Annotated in this window: 13 protein-coding genes; 7 read left to right on the top strand and 6 right to left on the bottom strand. The window is 72.7% G+C overall.

Features of this window, described 5'->3' with window-relative positions; translation table 11 throughout:
- The first annotated feature begins 31 nt into the window (after window positions 1–31).
- Entirely contained in the window at window positions 32–505 is a 474-nt protein-coding gene (locus FRAEUI1C_RS23400; RefSeq protein WP_013425828.1) for a MarR family winged helix-turn-helix transcriptional regulator, read from the top strand.
- A 57-nt stretch (window positions 506–562) separates the two neighbouring features.
- Window positions 563–4,627 carry an ABC transporter ATP-binding protein gene (locus FRAEUI1C_RS23395; RefSeq protein ID WP_013425827.1) on the top strand — a complete coding sequence of 1,355 codons (4,065 nt, stop codon included), beginning with the start codon at window positions 563–565 and terminating at the stop codon, window positions 4,625–4,627.
- Window positions 4,628–4,650: 23 nt separating this feature from the next.
- Here the strand turns inward: FRAEUI1C_RS23395 and FRAEUI1C_RS23390 are convergent, their stop codons facing one another.
- From FRAEUI1C_RS23390 to FRAEUI1C_RS23375, 4 genes are all read right to left on the bottom strand, one after another.
- Window positions 4,651–5,448 carry an SAM-dependent methyltransferase gene (locus tag FRAEUI1C_RS23390; protein WP_013425826.1) on the bottom strand — a complete coding sequence of 266 codons (798 nt, stop codon included), beginning with the start codon at window positions 5,446–5,448 and terminating at the stop codon, window positions 4,651–4,653.
- A 527-nt stretch (window positions 5,449–5,975) separates the two neighbouring features.
- A complete protein-coding gene (eutC, locus tag FRAEUI1C_RS23385) occupies window positions 5,976–6,830 on the bottom strand; it encodes an ethanolamine ammonia-lyase subunit EutC (protein WP_013425825.1) in 855 nt (284 codons plus the stop codon).
- Window positions 6,827–8,278: an ethanolamine ammonia-lyase subunit EutB gene (eutB, locus tag FRAEUI1C_RS23380; protein WP_013425824.1), complete on the bottom strand. Its 1,452-nt coding sequence runs from the start codon at window positions 8,276–8,278 to the stop codon at window positions 6,827–6,829. The genes eutC and eutB overlap by 4 nt, the downstream gene beginning before the upstream one ends.
- 205 nt (window positions 8,279–8,483) lie before the next feature.
- The gene (locus FRAEUI1C_RS23375) at window positions 8,484–10,112 is read right to left on the bottom strand and encodes an APC family permease (RefSeq protein WP_013425823.1); all 1,629 of its coding nucleotides are present in this window, start codon (window positions 10,110–10,112) and stop codon (window positions 8,484–8,486) included.
- 194 nt (window positions 10,113–10,306) lie between these two features.
- On the opposite strand from FRAEUI1C_RS23375, the gene FRAEUI1C_RS23370 reads away from it, so the two are divergent.
- From FRAEUI1C_RS23370 to FRAEUI1C_RS23355, 4 genes are all read left to right on the top strand, one after another.
- Window positions 10,307–11,683, top strand: a complete 1,377-nt coding sequence (locus FRAEUI1C_RS23370; protein ID WP_013425822.1) for an aminotransferase class III-fold pyridoxal phosphate-dependent enzyme — start codon at window positions 10,307–10,309, stop codon at window positions 11,681–11,683.
- Complete coding sequence (locus FRAEUI1C_RS23365) at window positions 11,680–12,777, top strand: phosphotransferase enzyme family protein (RefSeq protein ID WP_013425821.1); 1,098 nt, start codon at window positions 11,680–11,682, stop codon at window positions 12,775–12,777. The genes FRAEUI1C_RS23370 and FRAEUI1C_RS23365 overlap by 4 nt, the downstream gene beginning before the upstream one ends.
- A complete protein-coding gene (fabG, locus tag FRAEUI1C_RS23360) occupies window positions 12,777–13,556 on the top strand; it encodes a 3-oxoacyl-ACP reductase FabG (protein WP_013425820.1) in 780 nt (259 codons plus the stop codon). The genes FRAEUI1C_RS23365 and fabG overlap by 1 nt, the downstream gene beginning before the upstream one ends.
- A 134-nt stretch (window positions 13,557–13,690) precedes the next feature.
- Window positions 13,691–14,455 carry a GntR family transcriptional regulator gene (locus FRAEUI1C_RS23355; RefSeq protein WP_041261298.1) on the top strand — a complete coding sequence of 255 codons (765 nt, stop codon included), beginning with the start codon at window positions 13,691–13,693 and terminating at the stop codon, window positions 14,453–14,455.
- Window positions 14,456–14,497: 42 nt separating this feature from the next.
- On the opposite strand, the gene FRAEUI1C_RS23350 is transcribed toward FRAEUI1C_RS23355, so the two are convergent.
- Window positions 14,498–16,078: an MFS transporter gene (locus tag FRAEUI1C_RS23350; protein ID WP_013425818.1), complete on the bottom strand. Its 1,581-nt coding sequence runs from the start codon at window positions 16,076–16,078 to the stop codon at window positions 14,498–14,500.
- A gap of 124 nt (window positions 16,079–16,202) precedes the next feature.
- Between FRAEUI1C_RS23350 and FRAEUI1C_RS23345 the strand changes: the two genes are divergently transcribed.
- Window positions 16,203–17,255, top strand: a complete 1,053-nt coding sequence (locus FRAEUI1C_RS23345) for an Lrp/AsnC family transcriptional regulator (protein ID WP_013425817.1) — start codon at window positions 16,203–16,205, stop codon at window positions 17,253–17,255.
- Between the two features lie 83 nt (window positions 17,256–17,338).
- Here the strand turns inward: FRAEUI1C_RS23345 and FRAEUI1C_RS23340 are convergent, their stop codons facing one another.
- Complete coding sequence (locus FRAEUI1C_RS23340; RefSeq protein ID WP_232425097.1) at window positions 17,339–18,631, bottom strand: ABC transporter substrate-binding protein; 1,293 nt, start codon at window positions 18,629–18,631, stop codon at window positions 17,339–17,341.
- Between the last annotated feature and the right edge of the window lie 291 nt (window positions 18,632–18,922).

Below are 18,922 nucleotides of genomic sequence, written 5' to 3'. Positions count from 1 at the left end.
TTACCCGAACTAATTTGGTAACGTCGGGGACATGGAGACGCCTGCGCCGGTCGAAACGCCCGCCGCGGTCGTGCCCGCCGCGGCCGTGCGCGCGCTGGTTGGCGCGGCACGGGTCCTGGAGCGGGCGTCGGGGGAGCTGAGCCTGGCGCAGTACCGGGTGCTGGCCTCCGTCGCGGCCGGCGACGAGCGAGCGTCGCGGATCGCGGCCCGGCTCGCGCTCGGCAAGCCGACCATCAGCGCCACCGTCGAGTCGCTGCGTCAACGCGGCCTGCTGACCCGCGCCGCCGTCGACGACGATCAGCGCGCCGCCGCGCTGCGGCTCACGGACGACGGCCGGGCCGTCCTCGACGCGGCCGAGCGGGCGATGCTCGACCGTCTCGGCGAGCTCGCCGCCCGGACCCCCGAACCAGCGGCCGTCCTCGACGCCCTGCGGGCACTCGACGGCGCCGTCGACGGCTACCTCGCCGACCGCGCCGCCGCTCGGGGACTCACACGGCGAGCCTGAACTGCCGAACCCGAGCCGCCGAACCCGAGCTACCGAATCCCGAGCTACGGAGTGTCGATGACCACGAACCCTGGGGACGCTCGGTACCTCGCCGCCGCCGGGCCAGCCGCCGCCCGGCCGCCGGTCACCGAACCGCCCCGGTTAGACGAGCCGGCCGCGCCGCAGGGGCCCGGCTGGATCCGGCGGCTGTGGGGCTGCCTGCTGCGGCACAAGGGCGCCGTCGCGCTGGCCCTGGTCGGGTCGGTGTTCGGCAGCGGGTCCCAGGCCTTCGTGCCGCTGGTGGCGCGCCAGATCGTCGACGGGGTGATCGTCCAGCGCAGCGCACCGCTGTGGCCATGGCTGCTGCTCCTGATCGCCGTCGCGATCACCAGCTTCGGCTTCGCCCACCTGCGGCGCTACTACGGCGGCAAGGCGGCCCTCGCCGTCCAGTACGACCTGCGCAACGCCATGCACGACCATCTGCTGACGATGGACCAGGACAACCTGAGCCGGATGCCCACCGGCCAGCTGGTCGCCCGCGCGAACTCGGACTCGGCGCTGGTCCAGGGCCTGCTGATGTTCCTGCCGCTGCTGTCCGGCAACCTGCTGATGATGCTCGGCTCGCTGATCGTCATGTTCATCCTGGCGCCCGGCCTCGCCGTCGTCGGCCTGGTCGTCGCGCCCGCGCTGGTCGCCGTCTCCTACCGGCTGCGGACCCGGGTGTTCCCGGCGAGCTGGGACGCCCAGCAGCGCGAGGGCGACGTCGCGCAGATCGTCGACGAGGACGTCAACGGCGTCCGGGTGGTGAAGGCGTTCGGCCAGGAGGAGCGGGAGCTGCGCCGGCTCGCCGCCGCGACCGGCACTCTCTACGGCTCGCGGATGCGCGCGGTCCGGATGAAGTCCCGGTACGGGCCGCTGCTGGAGGCGGTGCCGGCGCTCGCCCAGGTCGCGATCCTCGCCCTCGGCGGCTGGATGGCCGTCCGCGGCTCGATCACGATCGGCACGTTCCTCGCGTTCTCGACCTACGTCGCCCAGTTCACCTCGCCGGCCCGGCAGCTCGCCGGTGTCCTCACGATGGGCCAGCAGGCCCGGGCCAGCGTCGAACGGATCTTCCAGCTGCTGGAGCTCCCGGCCTCGATCGCCGACCGGCCGGACGCGGTGGAGCTCGGCCCGGTCCGTGGCGAGATCGTCTTCGAGAACGTCGAGTACGCCTACCCCGACGGCCCGCCGGTGCTGCGCGGCTTCGATCTGCGGATCGGCGCCGGCGAGCGGGTCGCGATCATCGGGCCGAGCGGCAGCGGCAAGTCGACGGTGGCCGCGTTCCTGGGCCGGTTCCACGACCCGGACGCGGGCCGGGTGACGCTCGACGGCCACGACCTGCGCGACGTGCGGCTCGCCTCGCTGCGCCGCCAGGTCGGGTTCGCGTTCGAGGAGAGCTTCCTGTTCTCCGACACGGTCCGCGCCAACATCGCCTACGGCCGGGCCGGCGGCGGCGTCACTCAGGAACAGGGCGTCACTCAGGAACAGGGCGTGACCCAGGAGCAGGTCGAGGCGGCGGCCCGCGCCGCCGGCGCGCACGACTTCATCGTCGGCCTCCCGCTCGGCTACGACACCGTCGTCGGCGAACGCGGCCTGTCGCTGTCCGGTGGGCAGCGCCAGCGGGTCGCGCTGGCCAGGGCGATCCTTGCCGACCCGCGGATCCTCGTGCTCGACGACGCGACCAGCGCCGTCGACGCCCGGACCGAGGCGACCATCCACGACGCCCTGCGGGACGTGCTGCCGGGGCGGACCACGGTGCTGGTCGCCCACCGGGTGTCCACCCTGCACCTGGCCGACCGGGTCGTGGTCCTCGACCAGGGCCGGGTCGTCGACCAGGGCACCCACGACGAGCTGTCCGAGCGCAGCTCCCTCTACCGCGAGCTGCTCTCCGGCCTCGACCCGGCGCTGGCCGCCCAGCTCGGCGACAGCGTCGAGGCGTTCGCGGCGATCTCCGGGACCGCCGCGATCACGACGACGGCCGACGCCTGGGACGCGGCCAAGGCCCAGCAGTCCGCCGGCCGGGCCGGCGCCGCGACCGCCGCGGGCAAACGGGCCCAGCTGCTCGCCGGCGGTGGGCTCGGCGCCGGGCTCGGTGGCGGCGCCGCCCGCGGCGCGGCCGGGGGCACCTGGCGGCTGAACCTCGCGCCGACCCCCGAACTGCTCGCCCGGGTCGACGCGCTGCCGCCGATCGGGGACGTCGCGGCCGTCGACCTCGCCACCGAGGGCGGGCCCGACCCCGACTTCAGCCTGCGCCGGCTGCTGATCCGATTCCGCCGGCCGATGCTGTTCGGCCTGCTGTTCGTCGTCGTCGACGCCGTCATCGGCCTCGCCGGGCCCACCCTCGTGAAGATCGGCGTCGACCGGGGTGTCACCGAGGGCTCGATGGCCGCGGTGTGGGTCGCCTCGGTGCTGTTCCTGGCGCTGACGCTGGTCGACTGGGCCGACCAGATCGGCGAGACGTTCGTGACCGGCCGGGCCGCGGAGCGGATCATGCTCTCGCTGCGCATCCGCGTCTTCGCCCAGCTGCAGCGGCTCTCGCTCGACTACTACGAGCGTGAGATGTCCGGCCGGATCATGACCCGGATGACGACCGACGTCGACCAGTTCGAGGCGCTCATCGAGACCGGCCTGCTGGCCGCGCTGGTCGCGCTGGTGACCTTCGTCGGCGTCGGCGTCGCGCTGGTCGTGATGAACCTGGAGCTGGGCCTGCTCACCCTGACAGTGGTGATCCCGCTCGTCATCGCGACCATCCCCTTCCGCAGCAGGGCGGCCAGGCTGTATGACCTGTCCCGGGAACGGATCGCGATCGTCAACGCGGACTTCCAGGAGTCCATCTCCGGGGTCCGCGAGGCGCAGGCGTTCGTGCACGAGGCCCGCACCACCGAACACTTCCACGGCCTCGGCCGGGCATACCTGGACTCGCGGGTCGCCGCGCAGCGCATCGTCGCGACCTACTTCCCGTTCGTCCAGTTCCTGTCGTCGGTCGCCGACGCGATCGTGCTCGGCTTCGGCTCGGCCCTCATCGCGCACGGGAACCTCACCGCCGGTGGGCTCATCGCGTTCCTGCTCTACATCGACATGTTCTTCTCGCCGATCCAGCAGCTGTCCCAGGTGTTCGACTCCTGGCAGCAGACCAGGGTGTCGGTCAGCCGGATCGCCGAGCTGATGCGGCTGCGCACGCTCACCCCGCCGGCACCCGACGCGATCGTCCCTGCCCGGCTGCGCGGCGAGCTGACCCTCGACGACGTCCGGTTCGCCTACCCGACCGGCCCGGTCTCGACGGCGTCCGCGGCCGTGGCCGCCGGGCTCGGCCAGCGCGGCTGGACCGAGGCGCGGACCCCCGGCAAGGACGCCCGGACGATGGCCGCCGCCGCGGCCGCCCGGGCGGCCCGGCCGCCGGAGGCGCTGCGCGGCGTCGACCTGCGGGTCCGCGCCGGCGAGACGGTCGCGCTGGTCGGCGAGACGGGCGCGGGCAAGTCGACGGTCATGAAGCTGCTCGCCCGGTTCTACGACCCCGACGCCGGCTCGGTCCGGGTCGACGGCCAGGACCTGCGCGGGCTCGATCTCCCGGCGTTCCGCCAGCAGCTCGGCTACGTGCCGCAGGAGGCGTTCCTGTTCACCGGCACCATCCGGGACAACATCGCCTACGGCCGGCCGGAGGCGACCGACGCCGAGGTCGAGGCGGCGGCCCGGGCCGTCGGCGCCCACGAGTTCATCGCGACCCTGTCCGGCGGCTACCTGCACGAGGTCGCCGAGCGCGGCCGGTCGCTGTCGGCCGGCCAGCGCCAGCTCATCGCCCTGGCTCGCGCGGAGCTCGTCGACCCGGCCGTCCTCCTGCTCGACGAGGCGACCTCCAACCTGGACCTCGCGACCGAGGCCCGGGTGACGGCGGCCATGCAGCGGATCTCGCGGGCCCGCACCACGATCCTGATCGCCCACCGCCTGCAGACCGCCCGCGGCGCCGACCGGATCGTCGTCCTCGACGCCGGCCGCATCGCCGAGACCGGCACCCACGCCGAGCTCCTCGCCGCCGCCGGCCGTTACGCCGCCATGTGGCGCGCGTTCGAACTCGTCACCGCGACGACGGCCACGCCGGCCGACTGACGTCGGTCAGAGTTTCTCGTCGGTCAGAGTTTCCGGGCGATCAGGCCGTACAGGGGAGCGTCGTCGTCGGCGTACTGGTCGGCTTCGGAGTCCGGGTGCCAGCGGTGCAGGAAGGTGATTCCCGGCTCGACGAGTTCCATTCCGGCCGGGACCAGCGCCGCGACCTCGTCGCGGCTGCGCATCTGGATCGATATCTGCTGTTTGCCGTAGAGGTCGACGAGGCGCTGGGTGGCGTCCGGGGTCGAACGGTCATCGGTGGCGTGGCTGATCACCAGGTAACTGCCGGTCGGCAGTTCCGCCATCAGCCGCTCGATGAGAGCGCCCGGCTGGGCCGCGTCGGGCAGGAAATGCAGAACCGCGAGCAGCGACAGCGCGACCGGGCGGGACAGATCCAGCGTGCCGCTCAGCACCGGGCTCGTCAGAATGTCGGCCGGCCGGTTCAGATCCGCGTCGAGATAGGCGGTCCGGCCCTCGGCGGAGCTGGTCAGCAGGGCGCGCGCATGCGCGAGGACAATGGGGTCGTTGTCCACGTAGACGACGCGCGACGCCGGCCGGACCGCCTGGACGACCTCGTGCAGGTTCGGGGACGTCGGGATTCCCGTGCCGATGTCGAGAAACTGGTCGATGCCCTTCCGCTCGGCGAGGAAGCGGCTGGCCCGATGCAGGAACGCCCGGTTCTGCCGAGCCGCGGTCCGGGTGTTCGGGAAAGCGGCCATGAGAAGCTCGGCGGCTTCGCGGTCCGGCGGATAGTTCGTCTTGCCGTCCAGGACGTAGTCGTATATCCGCGCGGAGTGCGCGACGTCGACGCGCAGTTCGGCCACCCGAGACCTCCGAGGGAACGCAGAATTTCCGGACCTCGCCGTGGCAGAGACCAGGTCGCTTGTCGCGCCTCTCCTGAGGTGGCCTGCCCCTGACTACCAGCCACGCCCAGTCTCAGCGGTGGGGCGACCCTACACCACTGCGCTCAAACCGGTACCCATCCCGCGACACCGCCCACGCCGCTCAACCCGCCGGCCAGATCCGACGGCGTCGGAACGTCCTGGACGACCCGGCGCTACCCACCGACGTAGGCCGTGGCGGGTCGCCGAGCTGGACGGTGGAATCCGGCGCGGCGGTGAGGTCGGCCCGCGTGCTTGATCGTCGTTTTGGCCCTCAGGTGGTCACGAAACCGCCTCGGTTACAGCCATGCGAGGGCGAAAACAACGATCTTGCCGGTCTCGGGACGAGGGCGACCTGGCGTCGACTGGCAGCCGTCCCGTCCCACGAAAGGACCCGGCCCCAGAGGCCACGGCTGGCCTGCGAGCGATCAGGGTGCGCGACGCTGGCCGGGCCGCCGCGACGGTCTGCGTTAGCTGCCCAGCGCGGCGGGGCCGAGGTCTTCCTTGACGAGGACGCCTGAGGTGCCGGCGGCGCGCATCGCCGTCGCCAGGGAGAGGACGCGGGCGACCGCGGAGGGGGCGTCGACGCCGCGGGGGTGGATGTTGGAGATGAGGTTGCGGTCGGCGTCGGTGTGGCCGGGGCGGGGGCGCCAGGCCAGGTAGGCGCTCAGGCTCTGCGCGGTGACGAGGCCGGGGCGTTCGCCGATGAGCAGGACGACCACACCGGGGTCGAGCAGCTCGCCGATCTCGTTGAGGAGCCCGACGCGGGCGTTGCGGACGGCGAAGACCTGGCCGGCGCTCCAGCCGGCCTCGCGGGCGGCGTCGAGCAGCGCGGGAAGCAGGGCCGGGACCTGGGCGTCGACGGCGGCGACGGACAGGCCGTCGCCGATGACGACCTGCAGGTCGGCGGCCGGCGGGCACCGGCGGGCCACCTCGTCACGCGCCTCGGCGGACAGGGCGCGGCCCAGATCGGGGCGGCGCAGGTAGGTGGCGCGGTCGGCGGCGGCCGAGTCGACGGCGAACAGGCCGAGGCTGTCGACCAAGGGCGCCAGCGGGCCGGTCTCCAGGTCAAGGGCGGCGTGGACCGCGTCCTGGGCCGCCGCGTGGTCGGCGCGCAGCGCGAGCTGGTCGGCCGTGCGGTAGGACGTGCCCGACCGGCCGAGGAACAGCCGCGCGGGGGTGACGGCCCGGACCCGCCGCTCCAGCGCGATCCTTGCCGGGCTGGCGGCCAGATCGCCGCTGGAACCACCGGAGCCCGTTGGCGCGCTGGTCGCGGCTGGCTGCTGCGTCGGCGTCGTCCCGCTGGCGGACTCCGGGCCGGTCACTGGCCGCTCGTCAGCGCGGCGCGCACGGACGGGGCCGAGGGGACCGCCGCGACCGCCTCGTCCAGTCCGGCCAACAGCCCGGCGGCGACGTCGGGACCGGGGTCCGCGAGGTGGCCCGCGCGCAGCAGACCGCGCTCCTCCAGCCAGGCGCCGTATTCGGGCGTGGGCGAGAGGCCGAACAGATCGCGCATTCCCGCGGCGTCGTGATAGCTGGTCGACTGGTAGCTGAGCATCACGTCGTCCGCCCCCGGAACACCCATGACGAAGTTGCAGCCGGCGGCCACGAGCAGCACCAGCAGGTCGTCGTTGGTGTTCTGGTCCGCGTCGACGTGGTTGGTGTAACAGACGTCGATCCCCATCGGCAGGCCGAGCAGCTTGCCGACGAAATGGTCCTCCAGGCCGGCCCGGGTGATCTGCCGGGCGTCGGCGAGGTACTCCGGCCCGATGAACCCGACCACCGAGTTCACCAGGAACGGCTCGTAGACGCGGGCGACGCCGTGGGCCCGGGCCTCGACGGTCAGCTGGTCGAGGCCGCCGTGCGCGTCCGCCGACAACGCCGAGCCCTGGCCGGTCTCGAAGTACATGACGTTCTCGCCGATGAACTCACCGGGCCGGGCCCGGTGATGCCCGAGCACCGCCGCGCGGCCCTCGGCCAGCATGTCCAGGCTGATGCCGAACGACCGGTTCGCGGCCTCCGTCCCGGCGATCGACTGGAACAGCAGGTCGACCGGAGCGCCCGCCGCGAGTGCCGCGAGCTGGGTGGTGATGTGCGCCAGCACGCAGGTCTGAGTCGGCAGGGACAACCGGCGGATGAGCCCCTGCAGGCCGTGCAGGACGGCGCCCACCCCGGCGACCGACTCCGTGACCGGGTTCACCCCGAGAACGGCGTCGCCGCAGCCGTAGAGAATTCCGTCGAGGGCGGAGAGAAGAATGCCCTCCACGTCGTCGGTCGGGTGGTTCGGCTGGACCCGGACGCCGAGGACTCCGGCCTCGCCCATGGTGTTGCGGCAACGCGTGATGGTCCGCAGCGGTTTCGCCCCGGTGATCAGATCCTTGTCGCTCATCAGTTTCGCGACGGCCGCGGCCATCTCCGGGGTGACCGCGTTCGCGAGCCCGCGCTCGGCCCAGAGCACCGGGAACCCGGGGGAGAGGATCAGCTCCCGGAACTCCCCGACCGTGAGGCTCGCGAGCCCCGAGCCCGTGAAGGTCGCGGCATCGTGCGACGTCAGGATCAGCTCGGTGACGGCGTCCTCGATCAGCGGGGTGGCGAGGATGTCGGCCAGCCGGACGTCCGCGAGCGCGAGCTTCGCCGCGACCCGCTCGGTGGCGGTGCTCGCCGCGAGGCCGGCGAGCTGGTCGCCGGACTTCTCCTCGTTCGCCCTCGCCAGCAGTGCCGCGAGGTCGGGAAAGACGTACCCGGTGCCCCGCACCGTCGCCCGGAACGCCACGGCCGCTCCCCTCGGTAGGTCTCCTCGTGTTGATCGTCGTTTCGGCCCTCCGATGGTCGTAGCCGGGACCGGCTGACAACCACTGGAGGGCCGAAACGGCGATCAAGCTCCGACAGTCGGCGCCACGGCCGGTCCGTCTACCAGCTTGCCGGTCCGGCCCGGCGACCGCCGCGGGATAGGGCGGGCGCCGGGCCGGCCGAACGGGCTAGGCGGTCGCCTCGCCGGTGGGCTGGGCGGGGATGGCGCCCGCGGGGGCCACGGCGGCCTCCTCGAGCGACCGTTCGTGGCTCTCCTCCATCACGATCCGGCCGATGGTCGCGTACTTGGCCGGATTCGCCAGCCGGATGCCGATCGCGACCGCCAGGCCCAGGACGAAGAAGCCGATCACGATCCACGGCGTCGCCTTGAACACCGGGCTGCCCGACGCGGCGCCGGCGGCGAACTTCAGGTTCTGGAACAGCAGGTAGACGACGTAGACCATGCCTGCCGCGCCCAGGATCGGTGGCAGCAGCGTCCGGTACCAGCGGGCCGTCTCCGGATGCATCTTGCGGACATGGAAGTAGCCGACGACGGCTATCGACGAGATCGACTGCACGATCAGGATCGCCATCGTGCCGAGGATCGCCATCAGGCCGTAGAGCTGGGTGTAGGCGACGTCCGGGGCGGAGTCGGTCGGCTTCTGCAGCCAGAAGAACAGCAGGACGATGGCCAGCGTGATCACGGACTGGACGAGCGAGGAGACGTGCGGCGAGCCGTGCTTCTTGTGCGAGGCGCCGAGCGTCTTGCCGAGCCCGTCGGACAGGCCCTCACGGCCGATCGCGTACAGGTACCGGGAGGCGGCGTTGTGGAACGCCAGGGCGCAGGCGAACGACCCGGTGCAGGTCATGACCTTGTAGACGTCCAGGAAGAAGCCGCCGAGCATGTCCTTGGTCGGCGCGTAGAACAGCGAGAACGCGTCCTTCTGGGAGACGTCGACCGCGCCGGTCCTGCCCGCGTAGGCGACCGCCATCCACGAGACGAACGTGTACAGCACACCGAGGCCGATGACGGCGATCAGGGTCGCCCGGGGGACGATCTTCTTCGGGTTCTTCGACTCCTCGCCGTAGACGGCGGTGGTTTCGAAACCGACCCACGACCAGAACGCGAAGAACAGGCCGAGGCCGGCCACCATCGTGACGTCCTTGCTGCTCGGCCCGGCCTGGAAGGCGCCGACCGGGTTGATCGAGCCGGCCATCAGGCCGTCCGGTCCGCCACCGGTGAACAGCACCCCGAAGCTCATCGCCAGCAGCAACAGGACCTCGATGCTGAGGAAGACCCCGAGGACCTTGCCGGAGATCGAGACGTTGAAGTAGCCGAGCGCCGCGGCGACGGCGACCGCGATCAGGGCGTACCAGATCCAGGAGATCGACCCGGTGTGGAACACCGTCACCATCGTCGTCTTCGCGAACGACGCGAAGATGCCGACCAGCGACGCCTCGAACACGACGTAGGCCATGGTCGCCAGGAAGCCGGACGCCATGCCGACCGCCTGGCCGAGGCCGTGGGAGATGAAGCCGTAAAACGCGCCGGTGGCGGTGATGTGCTTCGCCATCGCGACGTAGCCGACGGAGAAGATCGTCAGCACGATCGTCGCGACGAGGAACGACGCCGGTCCGTGGGTGCCGTTGCCGTAACCGACGACGATCGGCAGGTTGCCGGTCATGGCTGTGATCGGTGCGGCGTTCGCCAGCACCATGAACAGGACTCCCAGAAGGCCGACGGCCCCCGGCCTCAGCCGCTGCACCTGGGCGGTGTCGGCCGTTACCGGAGGCGCGGCCTCGCTCTGAACGCTCACCTGTGGCTACCTCCCGCTGTGCGCCGCCGCTCGGGCGGCTGGCGCGTGTTCGGGCGATCGTGGCCCCTCCGGCTACCCGGCCACAAGGTGGGGTCAGACCATTTCACATGCGGAAACAGGCCACAACGTGGCCGAAACACAAACGGTACGTACCTTTACCAGACCAGACTCGCGGCCCACGCTACGGTCGTGCCGTGGCCATCCCTGATGTTCCGAGAGACGACCTGGTCGACCGGCTGCTGGCGACGCCGAAGGCCGACGTGCTCGCGGCGAGCGAGCGTTACTGGAACCCCGGCAAGACCAGGTTCTGGACCGACGCCGGCACCCCGCTGGTGATCGGCGAGCGCGAGGGCTACCTGCTGCACGACCTCGCCGGGAACACGCTCGTCGACGTGCACCTCAACGGCGGCACCTACAACCTGGGGCATCGCAACCCGGAGCTCGTCGCGACGCTCACGGCAGCCCTCCAGCACCTCGACATCGGCAACCATCACTTCGCGGCCCTCGGCCGCGCGGCGCTGGCCGAGGAGCTGGTCACCTCGGGGCCGATCCCCGACGGCAAGGTCGTGTTCGGCGTGGGCGGCGGCGAGGCCGTCGACCTCGCCCTGAAGTCCGCCCGCTACGCCACCGGCCGCCGCAAGGTCATCTCGGCCGTCGGCGCGTTCCACGGTCACACCGGCCTCGCGGTCGCGGCCGGCAACGAGCGCTACGCCGAGCGGTTCCTGGCCACCCGGCCGGACGAGTTCCTGCGCGTCCCGTTCAACGACCTCGACGCGATGGCCGCCGCGCTGGCCGGCCACGACGTCGCCGCCGTGCTGCTGGAGACGATCCCGGCGACCTCCGGCTTCGTGATGCCCGAGCCCGGCTACCTCGCCGAGGTCGCGAAGATGTGCGCCGCCGCCGGCACCCTCTACATCGCCGACGAGGTGCAGTCCGGTCTTGGGCGCACCGGTGCGCTGTGGTGCATCACCAAGCACGGCGTCACCCCGGACATCCTGGTGACGGGCAAGGGGCTGTCCGGCGGCATCTACCCGATCTCGGCGACCATCCTCGGCCCGGCCGCCGCCGGCTGGCTGGAGGAGGACGGCTTCGCGCACATCTCGACCTGCGGCGGCTCGGATCTCGGCTGCGTGGTCGGGCTGCGCACCCTGGAGATCACCCAGCGCCCCGCCACCCTGGAGCGGGTCGACACCCTGATCACGACCTTCACCGAGGGCCTCACCCAGATCGCCAAGGACGACCCCGACTGGCTGGTCGAGATCCGCCAGGACGGCCTGGTCATCGGCCTGCGGTTCGACCACCCGCAGGGCGCCCGGTTCGTCTCCCGCCGCCTCTACGAGCACGGGGTCTGGGCGATGTTCTCCGCGCTGGACCCACGGGTGCTCCAGTACAAGCCAGGCCTGCTGGTGACCGACGAGCTGGCCGCCGACCTGCTCGACCGCACCGCCACCGCCATCCGGCTCGCCGCCGCGGACGCCCGCTCCGGTGTCGCGCTCGCCCCCGACCGCTCCGACGCGGACGCCCGGCCGGCCCCGCTGGACGGCGCCCGCCCGTGGCCGGGTGCCCGGTGACCGCGACCGGCCCGGCGGCCAGCGGCGCCGGAGCCGCCGACGTCGTGACCGGCGACCTGCGCGCGCTCGACGCGCTGCTCCCGGAGATCCTCGCGGCCTACGACCTCGGGTCCGCCGAGGTGGCGTTGCTGAACCTCTCCGAGAACGCCACCTACCGCGTCGACGACCCGGGTACCGGCCGTCGCTACGCGCTGCGGCTGAACCGGCCCGGGTACCACACGCTGGCCGAGATCGAGGGCGAGCTGGCCTGGGTCGCGGCGCTGCGTGCCGAGGGGGTCGTGCTCACCCCGCCGGTGGTCCCGAACCGCGCGGGGGAGGCCGTCACGACCCTCACGCCGCCGGGCGTCGGCGACCGGCAGGCGGTGCTGTTCGACTGGGTCGACGGCTACCCGCCCGAACCGGGGGACACCGCCGGCCTCGTCGCCGCGTTCGGCACGCTGGGCGAGATCGCCGGCCGGATGCAGCTGCACGCCCGCCGCTGGGCCCGACCGGCCGGCTTCGACCGGTTCGAGTGGGACCTGGCCGAGACCATCGGCCCGCACGCCCGCTGGGGCGACTGGCGCAGCGGCCTCGCCTGGGCGCTGGCCGGCGGTGGCGACGCGCTGCCGCCCCGCCACGGCGCGCCCGCGCCCGAGCGGGACCTGATGACCCGGGCCGCCGTCGTCGTGGAGAGCCGGGTGGCGGCCTTCGGCGCCGGCCCGGACCGCTACGGGCTGATCCACGCCGACATGCGGCTGGCGAACCTCATGGTCGATGGCGCCGGCGCCATCACCGTGATCGACTTCGATGACTGCGGCTTCGGCTGGTACCTGTACGACCTGGCCGCCGCGCTGTCGTTCATCGAGCATCACCCGGTGATGCCCGACCTCGTCGCCGCGTGGCTCGCCGCCTACCGGCGCCACGTCCCGCTCACCGCCGACGAGCTGGCCATGGTCGCGACCTTCCTCATGGCCCGACGGCTGCAGCTCACCGCCTGGCTGGGTACCCACCCGCACGCCGACGCGGTCGACGACGTCACCGGGCACGCGCGGGCGAGCCTGGAGCTCGCGGAGGCCTACCTGTCCGGGACGCTGCTGCCAGAGGGGATCGCCTAGTGTTCACGCCCATCGAGGGCCGGACCGTCGTCGTGACCGGCGGCAGCCGGGGGATCGGCAAGGGCATCGCCCGGGTGTTCGCCGCCGCCGGCGCCAACGTGGTGATCACCGGCCGGGACCCGGCCGTCGCCGAGGCCGCGGCGGCTGAGCTCGGCAAGGCCGGGGGCACCGTGTCCTACGTGGCCGGGGACGTCGCGTCGGCGGCGGACACCGGCCGGCTGGCCGAGGAGGTGCTCGGCCGGCACGGCGGCTGCGACATCGTCTGCGCGAACGCCGGGATCTTCCCCGCCGCCTCGCTCGACGCCATGACCGAGGCCGACATCGACCTCGTGCTCGGCGTCAACGTGAAGGGCGCGCTGCTCACCGTCCAGGCCTTCCTGCCGGCGCTGAAGGCCTCCGGGCACGGCCGGGTGATCCTGACATCGTCGATCACCGGTCCGTTCACCGGCTACCCGGGCTGGGCCCACTACGGCGCGTCCAAGGCCGCGATGCTCGGCTACATGCGGACCGCGGCGATCGAGCTGGCGCCGCACCGGATCACGGTCAACGCCGTGCTGCCCGGCAACATCCTCACCGAGGGGCTCAGCGAGCAGGGCGAGGACTACCTGCGCTCGACGGAGGCGGTCATCCCGATGCGCCGGCTCGGCGACGTCGAGGACATCGGCAACGCGGCCCTGTTCCTCGCCACCGACGAGGCCGCCTACATCACCGGCCAGTCGATCGTCGTCGACGGCGGGCAGATCCTGCCCGAGTCCCCGGCCGCGCTGGACGAGATCTGACGGCGCCGACGGCGGCCCCGGCCCCGGCTGTCGTCCCGCCGGGCCGTGTCGATCTCGCCGCCGATCTCGCGGATATTCCGGGTGGGCCGGCCCACGTGGACCGGCAGCCCGTCACCGTCGGTCAGACTGGACGGATGGCGCTCGACTTCGACCCGTCCGGGGCCCCGCTGGGGCCGACGGCCGCTGACGTGCGCCGACGGCTGCGCCACCTGGTGACGGACGGCGCCCATCGTCCCGGTGAACGCCTCGGCGGCGAGCGGGACCTCGCCGCGTCACTCGGCGTGAGCAGGGAGACCCTGCGCCAGGCGCTCACGTCGCTGGAGCGGGAGGGCGTCGTCCTGCGGGTCCGCGGCCGCGGCGGCGGCACGTTCGTCGCGCCGCGCAAGGTCGAGCGGGACCTGACCAGGATCGTCGGCGTCCCCGAGCTGCTGCGCACCCAGGGCTTCACCGCGGGCTCGCAGGTCGTCAGCGCGGCGCTGGAGCCGGCCGACGAGACCGTCGCGAAGGCCCTGGAGCTGGAGCCCGGCGACCCGGTCGCCCGGATCGTGCGGCTGCGGCTCGCCGACGGCGGCCCGATCTCGCTGGAGAACGCCTGCTTCCCGGCCCGCCGCTTCCCCGGGTTGTTCAACCTGCCGCTGGGGGGATCGCTCTACGAACTGTTCGCCGAGGAGTACGACATCCGCCCCGGCGAGGCGCTCGAACAGATCGAGGTGGTGCTGGCGGGTGACGAGGAGGCCGTCCTGCTGCGCTCGGCGGTGGGCGCCCCGCTGCTCGCCCTCGACCGGACCACCCGCGACCAGGACGGGCAGCCGTTCGAGCACTCCCACGACCTGTTCCGCGCCGACCGCATCCGCATCCTCGTGCGTTCCACCGGCACCACCGTCGCCACCACCCGCTGACGCCGGGCCCGCCCGGGCGGGCCCGGCGTCAGCGAGCCGGGGTCACGAGGCGGACGCGGCCGCCTCGGGCCGGACCGGCGGCTGGCCGCCGCCTCCCGCCGGCTGGCCTCCCTGCTGGGCGACGGCCGCGAAGTCCTTCGCCCGGATGAGCACCAGGGCGAGCACGCCACCGGCGAGCGCGAGGATGCCGGCGGTGACGAACAGGTCGTTGAGGGCGCCGGCGAAGCTGGCGTGGATCGCCTCGACCAGGTCCCCGCGCACCGCGGCGGGCGCGGTGGCGATGACCTGGCCCGCCGCCCCGGAGTGGACCGCGTCGGAGATCCGGTCGCCCTGCCCGGCGAGGCCCGGCACGCCGTCGAGACGCCGGCTGAGGTCGTGCGCCAGCACGGCGGTGAAGATCGAGCCGTAGGCCGCGACGCCGACGGCGATCCCGACCTGGCGGAACGTGGTGTTCACCCCGGAGGCCATGCCCGACCGGAACGGGTGCACGACTCCGACCGCGGTCGAGGCCAGCGGCGGGTTCACCAGGCCGGAGCCGGCCCCGGCGACGAGGAACCCCGCGATCAGGTGCGTCCAGCCGCTCCCCGCGGACAGCCCCGACATCAGCAGCAGCCCGGCGCCGACCAGGAGAAGGCCGCTGCCGATCAGCCAGCGCACCGGCAGGAAAGCCGAGGCCCGCCCCGATGCGATGGAGACGACCGTGGCCGCGCTGGACAGGATCAGAATCCGTAGGCCGGTCTGCAGCGCCGAGTAGCCCAGGTCGTCCTGCAGGTAGATCGTCAGGTAGAGCAACATCGCGTACAGCGAGCCGTTCATCGCGAACGCCGCGACCGATCCACCGAGGAAGGTGGGGATGCGCAGCAGCGACAGGTCGAACATCGGATGTGCCACCCGCGCCTCGACGACGACGAACGCCGCGAGGAACACCACGGCCAGCGCGAGGCAGATGATCACCCCGGTGTCGCTCCAGCTCGTCTCGCTGGCCCTGATCAGCCCGTAGACGAGCGAGACCAGCCCGGCGGTGAGCGTGCCGAAGCCGGGCCAGTCCGGCCGGTGCGCGTGCGGGGCCCGCGACTCGTCGACCTTCACGAGCGTGACCGCGACCGCCGCGACGCCGATCGGCAGGTTCACCCAGAAGATGCCGCGCCAGCTGATGCCGCTGGTGATGAGGCCGCCGAGGATGGGCCCGAGCGCGGTCGACACCCCGGTCACCGCGCCCCAGACGCCGAACGCGACGCCGCGCTCCCTGCCGTGGAAGTTCATCGCCAGCAGCGCCAGCGACGTCGAGAACAGGATGGCGCCGCCCACGCCCTGCGCGGCCCGCGAGGCGATCAGCATGAGCGGGCTCGTCGCCACGGCGCACAGCAGCGAGCCGGCGGTGAAGACCACAAGGCCGATCAGGAACAGCCTGCGCCGGCCGAACCGGTCGGCCAGCGACCCGGCCGTCAGCAGCAGCGCGGCCAGGGTCAGCGAGTAGGCGTCGATGACCCACTGCACGTCGCTGAAGCTGGTCTTCAGGGCTCGCTGGATGTCCGGCAGTGCCACCACGACGATCGTGATGTCCAGCAGCAACATGAACGTCGCCGCGCAGACCACCACCAGCGTCCACCACTTGCGTTCCATCGACCACTCCCCTGGGCGAGTGCCGCGGGCGTCGTCGGCGACGGGTCTCGCGGCGGTGCGCACCAGTCTGCCGACGGCCGCCGACGATTCCCCGCCCTCGGCGCGAGGATGTAGATTTCCGTCCATGGTGGTGACCCAGACGCCGGAAAGCGTCATGCCGCGCCTCGACCCTGTGGTGATGGACATCGACGACCAGCGGGTCGTACGGGCCCTGCAGGTGGCGCCGCGGGCCAGCTTCGCGCGGCTCGGGTCCGTCCTCGGCCTCCCCGAGCGGACCGTCGCCCGCCGCTACCGCGCGCTGCGCCGGGACGGCTTCCTGCGGATCTTCGCCACGGTCAACCCCAAGGTGGCCGGGCAGCACCCGTGGATGGTCCGGGTGCGGTGCCGGCCCGACAGCGCCGAGGCGCTCGCCGCCGCGCTCGCCCGCCGGGACGACGTCCGCTGGCTGTCACTGGCGGCCGCCGGGTCCGAGCTGGTCTTCTCGATGCGGTCGCTGTCGGCCGAGCAGCGCGAGACGCTGCTGACCCGCCGGCTGCCGCGCACCGCGCACGTCCTCGACATCGACGCCGCCGTGGTGCTGCACATCTTCATCGGCGACCGGTCCGACGACTGGGACGGCCTCAGCGGCTGCGTGACGGCCGAGGAGGCCGCCGCGCTCACCGCCATCTCCGAGCTGCCGGCGGCCCGCGACGTGTCCGCGCCGGTCCGCCTCGAACCGACCGACCGCGCGATCATCGCGGCGCTCGCCCGGGACGGGCGGGCGAGCTACGCCGAGCTCGCCGCCGCCGCCGGGATCACCGAGGGGCGGATCACCCGCCGGCTCGCCACGCTGCTGGCCACCAACACGGTCTTCATCGACATGGACCTGGCCCTGCGCCGGTTCGGCTACACCGCCGCCGCCCACGTCTACCTGCGGGTCACCCCGTCCGTGCTGCACGAGACCGGCAAGACGCTCGCGGCGCTTCCGGAGGTCTGTTTCGCGGCGGCCACCTCCGGGCCGCACAACCTGGTCGCCACGGTCCTGTGCCACGACCTCGCCGAGCTGTACACCTTCACCACCAGCCGGATCGGCGCGCTCGACGGCGTGCAGACGTGCGAGATCTCGCCGGTGCTGCGCAACGTCAAGCAGGCCGGCGGGCTGGCCGACGAGGACGGCCGCCTGCTCGACCCGGCCTGACCCGCTGTTCGGGCTGGGAAAGTGTTCGGGGCTGGGAGAAAAAGAGTTTCTCCCAGCCCCGAAACCGGTGGCCCCGGCGGTGGCTAGCTCAGCGGCTTGCCACACCAGAACCCGTCCGAGCTGCCGGCGGGCGGCGTCACCGGCTCGAACCTGGTCCCCGTCGCGTTGGCCTTCACGAAGTTGAAGCACGTCGTCGCGGCTGTCGGGTTGCTCAGGTCGGTGGGAGCGATCAGGCCACCGGCCGAGTAGTCGGTGACCTTGTGCAGGCCGGTGATGAAGCCCTCCCGGGTCGGGCAGGCGCCGGCGAGGTCGAGGCCCTTGAGCATCTCGTCGGTCGAGACGTAGGCCGAGAGCGCTGCCTCCGAGTTCGGGTCCTGCAACTCGGGGGAGTAGGTCGCCATCGCGCTGTGGAAGGCCGTCATCGCGGGCGACGCCTGCTCGAACGAGGCGTAGCCGACGATCACCGACATGCCGGCGAGGGCCGCGCCCCGCTGGTCGAGCAGGTCCTGCTCGTAGCCGGCGGCGCTCAGCGCGACCTTGAGCTTGACCCCGGCCGTCTTGGCCGCGGTGTAGATGTCGGCGAAGTCGGCCGGCTTCAGCACGCCGATCAGCGTGTCGGCGCCGGCGTGGCGCAGCGCGTCGACGATGTGGGCCGGGGTGGTGGCACCGGCGGGGTAGTTCTCCTGGCCGGCGACCTGCACGCCCTGACTGGTCAGGCTGGGGCCGAAGACGCCGACGAGGCCGGCCGCCGCCGGTTGCGACGGGTCGACGACGACGAGGGCCTTGGTTCCGCCGCCGGCCCGCACGTACCGGCCGAAGGTGTCGACGTTGACGTTCTGGCCGGTGAACAGCGACCCGAACGAGAAGAGGTTGCGGTGCTGGCCGGCGCCGATCGCGACCCCCGCCGCGGGGATGCCGTTGGCCTCCAGCCAGGACGCGGTCGGGCCCGCCGCGATCGACTCGACGATGAGGCCGAAGACCTTCTGGTTGTCGACGAGATCCTGCGCCGCCGTGCGGAACAGCCCGGGGTCGGACTGGTCGTCGCGCCAGACGATCTGGACCGTCCGGCCGTGCACGCCCCCGGCCGCGTTCTGCGCGTCGACGCGTGCCTGCACCGCGCTGCGGACGTCCCGGAAGCTGTCGGCGATCTGGCCTCCGGTGTCCGGGTAGATCAGACCGATCTTGATCGTGTCGCCGGACACGCCCGGTGACGGACAGCTGCCGCTGGCGGCGGTCGCCGGTTCCTGGGTCGAGCCGCAGCTGGCGAGCGCGGCCGGCAGCGTGGCGAGCACGGCCGCCGCCGTCGCGGCCGCGGCGATCCGGCCGCGTCGGCGGCCGGCGGGCGCGGTGGGGCCTCGCCCAGCGGGGTTCGGCACAGAACGTGATTCTTTCGTGATCATTGGGTTTCACGCTATCGCGCGCTGATTGCCCAGGTCTGAACGGGGGATTGCGGCTCGTTTGGTCGCTGGCGGTGCCTCGATGGGGTCGGCGAGGCCACTTTTTGCTAACGCCGTGTCACTGTTGGCCACGAATCACTCTGTATGCGCCATACATATCGCGGCGGGTGGAGTGGTTGCTGCGGTGCGCGAGGGAGACGGCCCCGCCGAGCCGGTGTCGCGGCGCCGGCCGGAGGCGGCCGGCCCGGGGGGTTCGTGAAATCGACCACT

This window comes from Pseudofrankia inefficax (assembly GCF_000166135.1).
GTDB classification, from domain to species: Bacteria; Actinomycetota; Actinomycetes; order Frankiales; family Frankiaceae; genus Pseudofrankia; species Pseudofrankia inefficax.
This window is presented reverse-complemented; position numbering and strand designations above follow the sequence as displayed.